Below are 12715 nucleotides of genomic sequence, written 5' to 3' on the forward strand. Positions count from 1 at the left end.
TAGAGGCCTAGGCATGAAAGAACGCTGTATCTAACGAACTCCCCTGGGACGCCCTTCGCGCTCACCTAGCGTGCTCGCGGCGGGGTCTAATGCTTCTTCAACCAAGACAGCTCCAACCTGACGTAGGCCAATTAAGTGCGAAGAAATCCCGCCCCACCGCCGAACAACACTGGGCAATACTGCCAAGAGTGACGTCAAGGTTTACTCACCCACCCATGACCCAGGTCGGTTCACGACGACCTTTCCGTAGTGCACTGCCCATCTCTTCGCGAAACGGATTACCTTCTTTGAGCTCCTCCAACGCCCAACGTCTGGGGGCCTTTATTGACACGCCTGAGGCATCTGACAAAAGGCGTCTGGCAAAAGGCATCAGTCGTAAGGCGTTCTGACGGCTAAAAACGCTATTTACTCATGGCAGATGGCGTCTTCAGACCCAAAAATGCCTTTTGTCAGATGCCTTGTGCAAGTACGCCCTCCTGACTTAGCTCAGCTTCCGAAATGAACAAATGAACCAGGCCGGCTCCAAGCGCCCAGTTCGAAGCCCCGCGACAAAAGGAAATGAGAACGCAAAAGCCCGTTCCTATTCTCCTGTGTGATGGAGAAAGGAACGGGCTCTGTGAGCGTGTTTCAGCGAGTGATGGCGCTAGATGCGGCCATTCTCCTCGTCTTCGCGGCGGTTAGCCTCGTTGAGCTGACGGAACATCTCCGCCTCCTCAGCGTGGTTCTCGTGGCGAATTTCGTTGACTCGGGAGACGATAGCGGAGTCATCGGAAGAGAAGATGCCCTGAGTCTCGGAGTCGGCCAGACCAAGCTGGTTGAGCTGCTTCGGAACCGGAGCGCCGGCGTACTCGAGCGGAACCGGGTGGCCGTGCTCGTCCACCGGACCAAGCGGTTGGTGAACCTCGATGAAGGCACCGTTCGGCAGCTGCTTAATGACACCGGTCTCGATACCGTGCTCCAGCACCTCACGGTCGGAGCGCTGCAGACCAACGCAGATGCGGTAGGTCATGAAGTATGCAATCGGCGGCAGGACAATCAGACCGATACGGCCAACCCAGGTCATCGCATTCAGCGAGATCTGGAAGAAGTGTGCCACGTGGTCATTACCACCAGACAGCGTTACCAGCAGGAAGAAGACGATGGCAGCTGCACCGATAGCGGAGCGAACCGGAACGTCACGCGGGCGCTGCAGGAGGTTGTGGTGAGCGTCGTCGCCAGTCAACTTCTTCTCAATGAAGGGGTAGGCGAAGAGCAGAACGACCATCAGGCCACAGAGCAGTGCAACCCAGAACGCAGACGGGATGGTGTAGTTACCGATGTAGAGCTCCCATGCAGGCATGACACGAGCAACACCGTCAGTCCACAGCATGTAGATATCCGGCTGGGAACCAGCGGAGACCTGGGACGGGTTGTACGGGCCAAGGTTCCAGATGGCGTTAATCGTCATGAGACCGGAGATGAGCGCCAGGACACCGGCAACCATCATGCCCATGCCGATTGCCTTGGTGGCGAAGACCGGCATAATACGGACACCCACGACGTTGTTCTCAGCGCGACCCGGTCCAGGGAACTGGGTGTGCTTCTGGAACCACACCATGATGAGGTGTGCTGCGATAAGGCCCAGGATGATGCCCGGGATAACCAGCACGTGCAGGATGTAGAAACGGTCCAGCATGAGGTCGGACGGGAAGTCGCCACCGAAGATGGCCCAGTGCAGCCAGGTACCGATGATCGGCAGACCCAGGATGATGGCGGACATGATTCGCAGACCAACACCGGAGAGCAGGTCATCCGGAAGGGAGTAGCCGAGGAAGCCCTCGACCATGCCCAGAAGGATAAGCGCGCAACCGATAATCCAGTTAGCCTCACGCGGGCGACGGAATGCGCCGGTGAAGAAAATACGCAGCATGTGGGCAATCATGGACATCATGAACATGAGTGCTGCCCAGTGGTGCATCTGGCGCACAAACAGACCGCCGCGGACCTCAAAGGAGATATCGAGTGCCGTTGCGTAGGCGCGAGACATCTCCACGCCGTTCAGCGGGGTGTATCCGCCGTCGTAGATGACCTTCGTAATTGAAGGATCGAAGAACAGCGCGAGGTAGATACCGGTCAGCAACAGGATGATGAAGCTGTACAGTGCCATCTCACCGAGCATGAAGGACCAGTGAGTGGGAAAGACTTTGTTGAGCTGGGTACGCAGGACGCCGGCAGCGGAATACCGCTCGTCCATGTTGTTACCCATCTGTGCAAGTTTGTTACTCATTATGACTTACGCTCCCAGAATGCAGGTCCGACGGGCTCGATGAAGTTGCCCTTAGCAATGAGGTAGCCCTCATCGTCCACATCAATCGGCAGCTGCGGCAGTGCACGGGCTGCCGGGCCGAAGACCGGCTTACCGTAGTGCAACGCGTCGAACTGCGACTGGTGGCACGGGCAGAGAATGCGGTTGGTCTGTGCCTCGTACAGCGAGGTCGGGCAACCAATGTGGGTACAGATCTTGGAGTAGGCGTAGTAATCGCCGTAGTGGAAGTCTTCCTGACCCTTGCGCTCGATAGCCTTCTTGGCGTCATCGTTGCGCAGGCGGATGAGCATCACAGCGTTGCGGTTACCGTGGATCGAGTGCATGTGGTTCTCGTAGACGTCCTTGTCCTCGGAGTACTCTGCACCGTCGTTGACATCCTCCGCAGCCAGCGGGAAGACAGTCTCCATACCGCCTGCAGCCAGATCCTCCGGACGCACGCGCACCAGGCGGGTGACGCCACGGGTGGTGTAGTGCGAGCCGGACTCGCCTTCGTGCATTTCGGCGATAGTACCGGTATCGCGAGCGAGGTAGAGCTTGACGCCCTTCTCGTGCAGAGTCCAACCGGAGGTCCACAGGGTGCCGTCACCCATGTAGTTCAACTCGTGGCGCTTCTTCCACGGGTTGTTGATGGCACCACCCAGCGGAGCAATCACGGTCAAGCCGAACAGAACGCTGGCACCGCCAAGCAGTCCCTTGATGGTGGAACGGCGACCCAGAGTCGAGGTGTTCCAGGAGTCGTTCAGAAGCGCGGTCAGCGTGCGGCGGTCGACTTCATCGGAAGGACCGTCGTGGCGGCGCTGAACCGAGATCTCCTCGGGGAGGATCTTCTTGACGTACTGAACGATGGCAAAGCCCAAGCCCAAGATGCACAGACCAGAGGTCAGGCCCAGCAACGGCGTGTAGAGGGTGTGCCACCACAGGCCGTCCTCGCCCAGCATCTTGTACTCCCACGGCCAGAAGAGGTAGACGGCCAGGAAGGCAATGCCCATCAGGACGGAAATGATGAGCCAGAAGGTGACGTTTGCAGCGGCACGCTTCTCGGCGGGATCGCCCTCTACCGGGAAGCGCTCCTTACGGAACGCAACGGTAACATCGTCCAGCTCGGTACCGAGGGCTGCGAGCTCGTCGTTGCTCATAGCATCGAGCTCTTTGCGAGAGTAATTCTTCTTTACGTTGCTCATGAGCGAGATCCAATCCACATAGCGGCAACGCACAGAAGGCTGATGCCGATGATCCACATTGCCAGGCCCTCAGCCACCGGGCCGAGGCCGCCGAGCGACCAACCAGCCGGAGACGGGGTTTCCTTCGCAGACTTGAGGTAGGCGATGATGTCCTTCTTCTCATCTGCGGTCAGCTGACGGTCGGAGAACTTCGGCATGTTCTGCGGGCCGGTCAGCATTGCCTGGTAGATCTCCTGCTCGTTAGCCGGGTCTAGCGGCGGAGCGAACTTACCGGAGGAAAGGGCGCCTCCCCTACCGGTGAAGTTGTGGCAGGACGCGCAGTTCATGCGGAAGAGCTCGGAGCCCTTGGCGACGTCCTCGGCCTGAATCTGGCCGTTGTAGTTAGCACCACGCAGGGACTCCTGCGCAACGGAGCCATCCTCGTCGTAGACGATGTCAGCGCCGCCACCGTTGGCAGCAACATAGGCGGCAAGCGCCAACGTCTGCTGCTCGGTGTAACGCGGGGTCTTGCGCTCAGCCTGTGCGTCGTTCGACATCATCGGCATACGGCCGGAGTGAACCTGGAAGTACACGGAGCCGGCGCCAATACCAACGAGGGACGGGCCGCGGTCCTGGATACCCTGCAGGTTGGCACCGTGGCAGGTGATGCAAGCGACTTCGTAGATGTCCTTGCCCTCTTGAACGAGTGCCTGGTCATCCTTTGCGGCGGTAGCCACCTGCGCGTCAGGGGTCAGGGCGGAAGCCAAGACACCTGCGCCGGTAAGACCGATGCTCAGTGCAAAGACGCCAGCAAGCGTGCGCTTCGCCTTGCGGCGACGGCGGGTCTTCTTAGCCGCGGCAGTGGCGTCCTCCACTGCGGCGGGCTGCTGGATGTTATCCATCATTTTCCTTTAGATAACTCGTACATGGAGATGAATGATTGTAGGCCGGCTATTCTCCGGCGACTACGGCCTACTGAACTAGGTAGATGACTACGAACACGCCGATCCACACAACGTCAACGAAGTGCCAGTAGTAAGACACTGCCATTGCCGCGGTGGCCTGTGCAGGCGTGAACTTGGAGCGGGCGATGCGCGCCAAGATAATTCCGAAGGCGATCAGACCCGCAGTCACGTGTGCCGCGTGGAACCCGGTCAGGATGTAGAAGACCGAACCAAAGACACTGGACTGAACAGTGAGACCTGCCATGATCAACTCTGTCCACTCGAACGCCATGATGCCCAAGAAGACAACACCCAACGCGATGGTTACCGAGTACCAGAGTCGGAGCTTGTAAACGTCACCCCTTTCTGCTGCGAAAACGCCGAACTGAGAGGTCACGGAGGAAAGGACCAGGACACTCGTAATGAGGAAGCCCATGGGCACGTTGATGTGCGCCGTGTGCTCTGCCCAGTCACCCTCCTGGCCGTTCGCACGCGAGGTGAACCACATCGCGAACAGTCCAGCAAAGAACATCAATTCCTGAGACAGGAACACGATGGTGCCGACGCTGACCATGTTGGGTCGGTTCAGCGCGGCAACACGTGGTGCTGCCATACCTTGGTTAGAAACTACGCTCGTCACGCATAACAGTATGGCTGGTCTGACCGCATAAGTCATGTCATTTCCCCCCGATTTTTTTGAGGCCACGACCTAGACCTTCACAGTTTTCACCCCAGGCACGAACCATAGAGCTCCAAGGAAGTAGTCGGGAACTTTTTAGCGCGCTTTACGACGCCCCATCCCTGCAGGTAGTGAGACTTGGCAACGCCAGTTGTGAAGCCAGCAACAGGTCAAGAAGAGGTACGTTTTGCCCGCAATCCGAAACCGCTCGAACCAACGCCAATGAGATAAATCACACCCGCCCCCGCGGGCGAAAGTGCAGGACTGCAACTTTCGGATGACCCCCGTAAAAATGGCCGTTAACGTGCTGGAATTCTAAGCACAGACCTAGAGTTACACACTTTCGGCAAGCCACCCGCTCCCCCAGCACTCCACCCAAATCAAAATTTTTTCTCCCTTTTGGGAACTTTCCGCAACGCACTACGACGCAGTCTTCTCAACGACAAAGCCTCCGCCACGAGGTGTGGCGGAGGCGTGAGAAGTCGTGACGCTAGAAAGCGCGGCAGAAAAGGTTAAGCCTTAGTGCTTTTCCTTCGGAAGGCCATACTGCAGGGACAGGCCAGTCACGGAGGTGACGAGCAGGACTGCGCCCAGGATAATCATCCAGAAGTAGAGGAAGATGATGCCAAGACCCAGCACTGCGATGGAGCCGGTCATGCACAGCGGCCAGATGGAGCTCGGAGAGAAGAAGCCAAGGATACCGGCTGCGTCTTCAGTCTCCGCCTCTTCCCAATCCTCCGGCGCGATGTCGGAGCGGTTATCGGTGAAGTGCAGGTAGCCGCCCAGCATGAGGCAGAGCAGCATAGCGAGGACCAAGCCCACGATGCCGACCCACTCGGTGCCGTACATGTAGCCATCATCCTTGACGTAGTTAACGCCAATGACGTAGACGATGAGCGACACGAAGAGGTAGGTCGCGATGGAATAAAAGACCTTAGATGTTGCACGCATTTTCTATCAGTTCCTTTTCTTATGCCGCTTCAGCGGTGTCGACAAAGTTGTCGGCATCGCGGGTGTCGCGCAGAGAGTTGAACGGAGCGGTGGTAACTGCGTAGGGCTCTTCACCGATGTGCTCGAGAGCCTCGGCGTTGGTTGCCTGCGGGTTCTCCTCACGGAACTTGAGGTACTCGTTGAAGTCTGCGCGGTCAACGACGCGAATCTCAAAGTTCATCATGGCGTGGTAGGTACCGCACATCTCAGCACAGCGACCAACGAAGGCGCCCTTTTCCTCAATCTTCTCTACCTGGAAGCGACGCTCCTGGGAGTTGTTCTCCGGGTGGGAGTAAGCATCGCGCTTAAACAGGAACTCCGGAACCCAGAAGGAGTGGGAAACATCGCCGGAGGCGAGACGGAACTCGATCGGGGTGTCAACCGGGAGAACCAGAACCGGAACCTCTTCGGTGGTACCAACAGTCTCAATCTTGTTGAAGTTGAGGTAGGAGATGTCACCGGTGGACTTACCGTGAATCGGATTCGGGTTCGGGGTGCCTTCCGGGTCGAGGGAGGATTCCTCGGCAAGCTTCTGACGCTCAGCATCGGCGCCATCGTAGTTCTCGCCATCAACCTTGTTCTCGGCGTAACCGAACTTCCAGTTCCACTGGAAGGCGGTAACGTCCACGGTCACCTCAGGGTTCTTGTCCAGCGCCGTAACCTTCTGCTGAGCCTGAACAGTGAAGAAGAACAGGCCCATGATGATCAGAATCGGGATAATGGTCAGAGCCATCTCCAGCGGCACGTTGTACTGCAGCTGCTTCGGGAACTCGCCCTTGCCGGCCTTCTCAGCCTTCTTCGCATTCCAGCGGAAGATAGCGGTGAGGAACAGGCCCCACATGATGAAACCGATGATCCATGCAGCAACCCAGACCCAGATCCAGAAGTTGTACATCGAGGTCGCTTCAGGGGTAACACCCTTCGGCCAACCCATGCCTAGGAGGTTCTCAACTGCCGTCGGCGCTGCGACGTCACAACCCGCAAGGGCTAGACCGCCCAGAGCGATGACGCCCGCTAGGCCTGCCTTACGGCCGAGGTTGCGCTGCTTACGCTGTCCCACGTGTGTTCTGCCTTTCTGTGCACACAAGCTTCTCGAATACTCACAGAGCATTCCTACCCAATCAGGATAGAGCATCCTGCCTGATTTTCAGGCCTTTTCGCTGGACTGTTTGGGCGTTGGACCTGCCCTATAAGTAGTGAACGTACGGAATGTTACCGGCCCACCTGCACAAGATCACGCCAGCTCCCCCAGCCCCCCCCTCCCGGCTATGACCCAATTCACAAGCCGCACACCCCTGCATCATCCGAAAGTTCGCACCCTAACGGGGAACGCGGCGCGGGGTTCGCAGATCGTTTGGCCGCGGCCGTAAAGTGTTCCGGAGATGAACCTTGATCTATAAGGAGAAGCAAGCTTATGTGCGGACTCTGCGCGCTACTGAGCGCCGATCGCAACGCCGCCCAGCACCTGGAAGCTCTTGAACAGTCTCTTCAGTGCATGCGCCACCGCGGCCCGGACGCTGCCGGAACCTGGCACGACGATGATGCGGCTTTTGGCTTTAACCGCCTATCCATCATCGACCTCGAACACTCCAATCAGCCGCTCCGCTGGGGCCCCGAAGACAACCCCGAGCGCTATGCCCTCACCTTCAATGGCGAGATTTATAACTACGTGGAGCTGCGCGAAGAGCTCAGCGCAGCCGGCTATACCTTCAACACCGAGGGCGATGGCGAGCCCATCGTCGTCGGCTACCACCATTGGGGCAAGGACGTTGTCGAGCACCTGCGTGGCATGTTTGGTTTCGTTATCTGGGATACCGAAACGCGCACGATGTTTGCCGCCCGCGACCAGTTCGGCATCAAGCCGCTCTACTACGCCACCACCGACGCCGGCACCGTCTTTGCCTCTGAAATGAAGTGCATCCTCTCGATGGCCGATTCGCTGGGTCTAGACCTCAGCCTTGATAGGCGCGCCATCGAGCACTACGTAGACTTGCAGTACGTGCCTGAGCCGGAGTCCCTCCACGCAAATATTCGCCGCGTTGAGTCCGGCTGTACCGTGACGCTTCGCCCTGGCGAAGAAGTTGTATCGGAGCGCTACTTCAAGCCCCGCTTCCCCATTCAGACCGTGAAGCAGGGCGAAGAGCAGAAGCTCTTCGATAGGATTGCCCGGGCGTTGGAGGATAGCGTCGAGAAGCACATGCGTGCCGATGTGACCGTCGGTTCCTTCCTCTCCGGCGGCATTGACTCTACCGCCATCGCAGCCTTGGCCAAGCGCCACAACCCGGACCTCCTCACCTTCACCACGGGATTCGAGCGCGAGGGCTACTCCGAGGTGGATGTCGCCGCCGAGTCCGCCGCGGCGATCGGTGTGGAGCACATCGTCAAGATCGTCTCCCCCGAGGAATACGCCGAGGCTGTCCCGAAGATCATGTGGTACCTGGACAACCCCGTAGCAGATCCTTCTCTTGTCCCCTTGTACTTCGTGGCCCAGGAAGCCCGTAAGCACGTCAAGGTGGTGCTCTCCGGCGAAGGTGCGGATGAACTCTTCGGCGGCTACACCATCTATAAGGAGCCACTCTCGCTAGCTCCGTTCGAGAAGATCCCCTCCCCGCTGCGCCGCGGCTTGGGCAAGCTCTCACAGGTACTCCCCGAAGGAATGAAGGGCAAGTCCCTGCTCAACCGTGGTTCGATGACCATGGAGGAGCGCTATTACGGCAATGCACGTTCCTTTAACTTCGAGCAGCTCCAGCGGGTGCTCCCCTGGGCCAAGCCGTCGTGGGATCACCGCGAAGTCACCGCACCGATCTATGCGCAATCACAGGACTTCGACCCGGTAGCCCGCATGCAGCACCTCGACCTGTTTACGTGGATGCGCGGCGACATCTTGGTCAAGGCCGACAAGATGAACATGGCCAACTCCCTAGAGCTGCGCGTTCCCTTCCTCGACAAGGAAGTGTTTAAGGTCGCGGAAACTATCCCCCACGAGCTCAAGATTTCGCACGGCACGACCAAGTACGCGCTGCGCAAGGCTATGGAGCAGATCGTTCCCCCGCACGTGCTGCACCGCAAGAAGCTGGGCTTCCCGGTTCCGATGCGCCACTGGCTGGCCGGCGATGAGCTCTACGGCTGGGCCCAGGATCAGATTACCGAGTCCCAGACCGAGGACATCTTCAACAAGAAGGAAGTTCTGGAGATGCTCAAGGAGCACCGCGACGGTGTATCCGATCACTCACGCCGTTTGTGGACGGTGCTGTCCTTCATGATTTGGCATGGCATCTTCGTGGAAGACCGCATCGACCCGAAGATAGAGCAGCGCGACTACCCCGTGAAGCTCTAGTTAAAACAACAAAACTGACGAAGCCCTCGCCGCACACTGCGGTCGAGGGCTCCGTCAGTTTTGTCAACGTGACTTTACTTGAATTTAATTGAAGGAATCACCGCAAGCGCAGGAGCCGCCAGCGTTGGGGTTATCGATGGTAAAGCCCTGGGCCTCAATGGTGTCGGAGAAGTCAATCTTGGCGCCGGTGAGGTACGGGATAGACATCTTGTCTACGACGAGGTTAACGCCGCCAATGGAGTCCACCTTGTCACCATCCAAGGTGCGGTCATCGAAGTAGAGCTGGTAGCGCAGACCCGCGCAGCCGCCTGGCTGGACAGCAATGCGCAGTGACAGATCGTCGCGGCCTTCCTGCTCAAGCAGGGACTTTGCCTTGGCGGCAGCGGCCTCGGTCAGGATAACTCCGGTTGCAGACGCGGGAGCGGTCATGATTTCTCCTCTTATATATGCGGAATTTTTCTGGAGCCCACCCTACCCCCTCACAGGTGAGGAAGAAAGGATGCCTCACAGTTCACTAGTGGTTCACTGGTGCCCTGTTCCCTCACCACAACGCTCTCTCCCGCGGGCCTATTCCCGTTATGTCTGCTAGACCTTGTACGCTAAACAGCGTGAAACTTCCGTGGCAAAAAGATGACAAGACTTCTTCCCCCGCCGAGCAATCCCCGGCGCCGGAAGAGCAACCCGCCGCCGAGAAACCGCACCGCAAGGGCTACACGCCGCCGAAGGGCCGCCCCACGCCCAAGCGTGATGCGCAGGAAATCGCCCGCGGCGTCAAGCGTGATCCCCGGGGGATGTCGGACGCGCAGCGCTACCAGCATCGCAAGGAGCTTAAGGCTTCCATGTCCAAGGCGGAATGGAAGGAATATAAGCGTAAGGAGCGCGCTGAGTCCCGCGAACGTAACAAGGTGGCACAGGAGCGCATGGCCGCTGGCGACGAGCGCTACTTGCTCGCCCGCGATAAGGGCGAGGTCCGCCGCTACGTACGCGATTGGGTAGACTCCCGCCGCTTCATTAACGAGTGGGTCATGCCCTTTGCCATCGTCCTGCTGGTGCTCATGTTCGTCAGCACTCGGGACCCGCGCCTGTCGCAGATCATCTCTATCGGCGCGATGGCGGTCATCGTTGTCTTTGCCGTCGAAGGTTTCTGGCTCGCGCGCAAGTGCAACAACGCCGTGCGCCTGAAGTTCCCCGGAACCACCGAGGCCGGTTTTGGCCTAGGCTTCTACGCGTACTCCCGCGCCTCCCAGCCGCGTAAGTGGCGCACCCCGCGCCCGCAGGTGGAGCGCGGAGCCACCGTCTAAACCGGAGGACACATGCCTGAATTCACCGCGGTTCCCCAGCTGCGCCCTTCAACCGCAGCTCAACCAAACCGCGTAGCCGAAATTGCCGCGTGGTTGGCGGCAGCGGAAGATTCCCCGCAGGCGAAGCCCCTTCAGCGCCCCCGAGCCATCGTCTTTGAGGGCGCTGATGCCAACGTTGTACCCACTGTCGACGGTGCAGAAGCCACAGAGCACTCCCTCAGCGATGCAGATCGGTGGCGCGATAATCTCTTCAGCGCTGCGCAGCGGGCAGGAGCGGGCATCGACTTCGTCGAATGCAGCGCAGAGTCAACCAGCACTGAGCCTGGTGCCCCCTCTGCCGCTATGTCCCCGGCAGAGTGCGAGTCACACATCGAACTCGGTATGGCTACGGCAGACCGGGAGATCGATTCGGGCGCTGATCTGCTCATCACGTCTGATTTTGGTATCGGCGCAAGCACAGTCGCCGCCAGCGTCATGGGCCGGATTACTCATACCGAACCGGTGGCGATTGTGGGGACGAATACTCTGGCCAGCGGTATCACGGATGCGATGTGGAAGGCCCGCGTAAGCGTTGTGCGTGACTCCATGTTCCGCGCCCGCAACCTGGAGGGCTGGGAGGTCGTGCAGACCATCGGTTCCCCGAGCCTCGCGGCGCTGGTGGGTTTCATTGCGCAGGCCACGGCGCGGCGAACGCCGGTGCTTATCGACGGTCCCCTGGCCGCCACCGCCGCTGTCCTGGCCGAGCGCACCGCGCCCGGCGTGAAGGGCTGGCTGCGCGCAGGGACGACCACCCCCGAACCGGCGTATGCGCTTGCTCTCAAGGAGCTGAGCCTTAGCCCACTGCTTGATTTAAACCTGAGCGAAGGTTTCCCCCTCGGCGCGCTCGCGGCCTTGCCGCTGGTGCAGCTGGCCGCAGAGCTCGCCTAGACGGCGTGCTTATTTCGCTTCCACCAGCGTGTGCAGCCAGCCGTGAGTATCCTCCACGGACCCGCGCTGGATGCCGGTGAGGCGCTCGCGCAGGGCCATCGTCGTAGCGCCGGCCTCATCGTTGTTGATGTGGAAGTCGGTCTCGTCGCCCATGACGTGGCCCACCGGGGTAATAACGGCTGCGGTGCCGCAGGCAAAGGCCTCCACCATGGCACCGGAAGCAACGTCCTGCTCCCACTCCTTGTAGGTGATGCGACGCTCTTCGACCTTCACCCCCATATCCTCAGCAACCTGCAGAAGCGAGGCGCGGGTAATGCCCGGCAGCAGCGAACCCGACAGCGCCGGGGTCACCAGGGTTTGGTTGCCCTCTTCGCCGTAGACAAAGGCCAGGTTCATGCCACCCATTTCCTCGATGTAGGTGCGGTCGATGGCGTCCAGCCACACCACCTGGTCGCAGCCCTTTTCCGCGGCCTGCGCCTGGGCGAGCAGTGAGGCCGCATAATTGCCGGCGAACTTGGCCGCGCCCGTGCCGCCGGGAGCAGCGCGGACGTAGTCGGTGGACAGCCAGACGGACACCGGCTTGATGCCGCCGGAGAAGTACGCGCCTGCCGGGGAGGCGATGACGACATAGCGGTAGGAGTGCGCCGGGTGCACGCCCAGGGACACATCGGTGGCGATCATGAAGGGGCGGAAGTACAGCGCTGCCTCGCCGCCGGCTTCGGGGACCCAGGCCTGGTCGACGTCGACAAGCTGGCGCAGGGACTCGATGAACTCCTCTTCCGGCAGCTGCGGCATAGCCATACGCTCAGCGGAAGCCTGCAGACGCTGCGCGTTCTGCTCCGGGCGGAAGGTGGCGATGCTGCCATCTGGCTGGCGGTAGGCCTTGATGCCCTCGAAGATGGCCTGGCCATAGTGGAAGACGGTGGACGCCGGATCCATGCTAAACGGCGCGTAGGGGCGTACCTGCGCGTCGTGCCATCCCTTGTCCTCGGTCCAGTCAATCGTCACCATGTGGTCGGTGAAGTACTTACCAAAGCCCGGGTTCGCCAGAATCTCCTGCAGGCGCTCCGGG

The 12715-nt window shown here is 59.7% G+C and carries 11 protein-coding genes; 3 read left to right on the forward strand and 8 right to left on the reverse strand.

Translation table 11 applies throughout. The annotated features are described in order from the left end of the window. Positions 1–643: 643 nt before the first annotated feature. The 6 genes from HMPREF2993_RS07865 to HMPREF2993_RS07890 form a co-directional block, all read right to left on the reverse strand. Positions 644–2266, reverse strand: a complete 1623-nt coding sequence (locus tag HMPREF2993_RS07865) for a cytochrome bc1 complex cytochrome b subunit (RefSeq protein WP_046647943.1) — start codon at positions 2264–2266, stop codon at positions 644–646. Continuing rightward, complete coding sequence (locus HMPREF2993_RS07870; protein ID WP_070515785.1) at positions 2266–3486, reverse strand: cytochrome bc1 complex Rieske iron-sulfur subunit; 1221 nt, start codon at positions 3484–3486, stop codon at positions 2266–2268. The genes HMPREF2993_RS07865 and HMPREF2993_RS07870 overlap by 1 nt, the downstream gene beginning before the upstream one ends. Next, positions 3483–4370 carry a cytochrome bc1 complex diheme cytochrome c subunit gene (locus HMPREF2993_RS07875; RefSeq protein ID WP_070701808.1) on the reverse strand — a complete coding sequence of 296 codons (888 nt, stop codon included), beginning with the start codon at positions 4368–4370 and terminating at the stop codon, positions 3483–3485. Before HMPREF2993_RS07875 ends, HMPREF2993_RS07870 begins: the two co-directional genes overlap by 4 nt. Before the next feature lie 67 nt (positions 4371–4437). Continuing rightward, positions 4438–5022 (reverse strand): aa3-type cytochrome oxidase subunit III, encoded by a 585-nt coding sequence (locus HMPREF2993_RS07880; RefSeq protein WP_010190575.1) that lies wholly within the window; start codon positions 5020–5022, stop codon positions 4438–4440. Between the two features lie 585 nt (positions 5023–5607). Further along, positions 5608–6039, reverse strand: a complete 432-nt coding sequence (locus HMPREF2993_RS07885) for an aa3-type cytochrome oxidase subunit IV (RefSeq protein ID WP_046647941.1) — start codon at positions 6037–6039, stop codon at positions 5608–5610. 19 nt (positions 6040–6058) lie between these two features. Further along, the gene (locus tag HMPREF2993_RS07890) at positions 6059–7138 is read right to left on the reverse strand and encodes an aa3-type cytochrome oxidase subunit II (RefSeq protein WP_070512410.1); all 1080 of its coding nucleotides are present in this window, start codon (positions 7136–7138) and stop codon (positions 6059–6061) included. Positions 7139–7492: 354 nt separating this feature from the next. On the opposite strand from HMPREF2993_RS07890, the gene asnB reads away from it, so the two are divergent. Then, on the forward strand, positions 7493–9415 hold the full coding sequence (gene asnB, locus HMPREF2993_RS07895; protein ID WP_070701810.1) for an asparagine synthase (glutamine-hydrolyzing): 1923 nt from the start codon (positions 7493–7495) through the stop codon (positions 9413–9415). An 84-nt stretch (positions 9416–9499) separates the two neighbouring features. Here asnB and HMPREF2993_RS07900 read toward each other — a convergent pair whose 3' ends face one another. Continuing rightward, positions 9500–9844, reverse strand: coding sequence for a HesB/IscA family protein (locus tag HMPREF2993_RS07900; protein ID WP_046647939.1), 345 nt, complete (start codon positions 9842–9844; stop codon positions 9500–9502). Between the two features lie 179 nt (positions 9845–10023). Between HMPREF2993_RS07900 and HMPREF2993_RS07905 the strand changes: the two genes are divergently transcribed. Together HMPREF2993_RS07905 and HMPREF2993_RS07910 are read left to right on the forward strand one after the other, a co-directional pair. After that, complete coding sequence (locus tag HMPREF2993_RS07905; RefSeq protein WP_070701812.1) at positions 10024–10716, forward strand: DUF3043 domain-containing protein; 693 nt, start codon at positions 10024–10026, stop codon at positions 10714–10716. Positions 10717–10728: 12 nt separating this feature from the next. Then, positions 10729–11643, forward strand: a complete 915-nt coding sequence (locus HMPREF2993_RS07910; protein WP_070701814.1) for a nicotinate-nucleotide--dimethylbenzimidazole phosphoribosyltransferase — start codon at positions 10729–10731, stop codon at positions 11641–11643. Positions 11644–11652: 9 nt separating this feature from the next. Here the strand turns inward: HMPREF2993_RS07910 and HMPREF2993_RS07915 are convergent. Then, positions 11653–12715 (reverse strand): branched-chain amino acid aminotransferase (locus tag HMPREF2993_RS07915; RefSeq protein WP_246822407.1); only part of this gene is annotated, 1063 nt, incomplete at its 5' end.

The sequence above is a fragment of the Corynebacterium sp. HMSC068G04 genome, assembly GCF_001814885.1.
Classification (GTDB): Bacteria; Actinomycetota; Actinomycetes; order Mycobacteriales; family Mycobacteriaceae; genus Corynebacterium; species Corynebacterium hiratae.

Excerpts from the sequence above, each read along its gene's own strand:
- HMPREF2993_RS07880 (WP_010190575.1), bottom strand. The coding sequence starts at position 5,022 with ATGGCAGCACCACGTGTTGCCGCGCTGAACCGACCCAACATGGTCAGC.
- HMPREF2993_RS07885 (WP_046647941.1), bottom strand. The coding sequence starts at position 6,039 with ATGCGTGCAACATCTAAGGTCTTTTATTCCATCGCGACCTACCTCTTC.
- asnB (WP_070701810.1), top strand. The coding sequence starts at position 7,493 with ATGTGCGGACTCTGCGCGCTACTGAGCGCCGATCGCAACGCCGCCCAG.
- HMPREF2993_RS07875 (WP_070701808.1), bottom strand. The coding sequence starts at position 4,370 with ATGATGGATAACATCCAGCAGCCCGCCGCAGTGGAGGACGCCACTGCC.
- HMPREF2993_RS07870 (WP_070515785.1), bottom strand. The coding sequence starts at position 3,486 with ATGAGCAACGTAAAGAAGAATTACTCTCGCAAAGAGCTCGATGCTATG.
- HMPREF2993_RS07900 (WP_046647939.1), bottom strand. The coding sequence starts at position 9,844 with ATGACCGCTCCCGCGTCTGCAACCGGAGTTATCCTGACCGAGGCCGCT.
- HMPREF2993_RS07865 (WP_046647943.1), bottom strand. The coding sequence starts at position 2,266 with ATGAGTAACAAACTTGCACAGATGGGTAACAACATGGACGAGCGGTAT.
- HMPREF2993_RS07910 (WP_070701814.1), top strand. The coding sequence starts at position 10,729 with ATGCCTGAATTCACCGCGGTTCCCCAGCTGCGCCCTTCAACCGCAGCT.